2 tRNA genes and 1 rRNA gene are annotated in these 527 nt (G+C 51.6%); all 3 read left to right on the plus strand.

The window, feature by feature from the left end:
- Nucleotides 1-50: ribosomal RNA gene (locus QRO93_RS21535) — 16S ribosomal RNA — on the plus strand; the annotation flags it as partial.
- Between the two features lie 92 nt (nt 51-142).
- Nucleotides 143-218 (plus strand) — tRNA-Ala (locus QRO93_RS21540).
- 75 nt (nt 219-293) lie between these two features.
- Nucleotides 294-370: transfer RNA gene (locus tag QRO93_RS21545), tRNA-Ile, on the plus strand.
- Nucleotides 371-527: the final 157 nt, after the last annotated feature.

Raw genomic sequence — 527 nt, forward strand, 5'->3', positions numbered from 1 at the left:
AGTCGTAACAAGGTAGCCGTATCGGAAGGTGCGGCTGGATCACCTCCTTTTGAGCAAAGACAGCATCGTCCTGTCGGGCGTCTTCACAAAGTACCTGCATTCAGAGAATCATGTCGGCCAGGCCGATATGAGAGTCCCTTTTGGGGCCTTAGCTCAGCTGGGAGAGCACCTGCTTTGCAAGCAGGGGGTCGTCGGTTCGATCCCGACAGGCTCCACCATGTTCGAGCTGTATACCGAAGTCCCTTTCGAAGAGCCCGCACATCCATGTGCGTACTTTTTGAAAAAGCACTTTCGGGTCTGTAGCTCAGGTGGTTAGAGCGCACCCCTGATAAGGGTGAGGTCGGTAGTTCGAGTCTACCCAGACCCACCATTCTCTGAATGACGCATACATTCGATCTTATATACGCATCAGCACTGTGGCTGGTACGTGTTCTTTTAAAACTTGTGACGTAGCGAGCGTTTGAGATGTTCTATCAGACGTGTCGTGAGGCTAAGGCGAGAGACGGAAGTCTCTTTATTGATTGAGT

Origin of the sequence: Stenotrophomonas maltophilia group sp. Smal17, from assembly GCF_030237045.1 — a bacterium.
GTDB lineage: Bacteria > Pseudomonadota > Gammaproteobacteria > Xanthomonadales > Xanthomonadaceae > Stenotrophomonas > Stenotrophomonas forensis.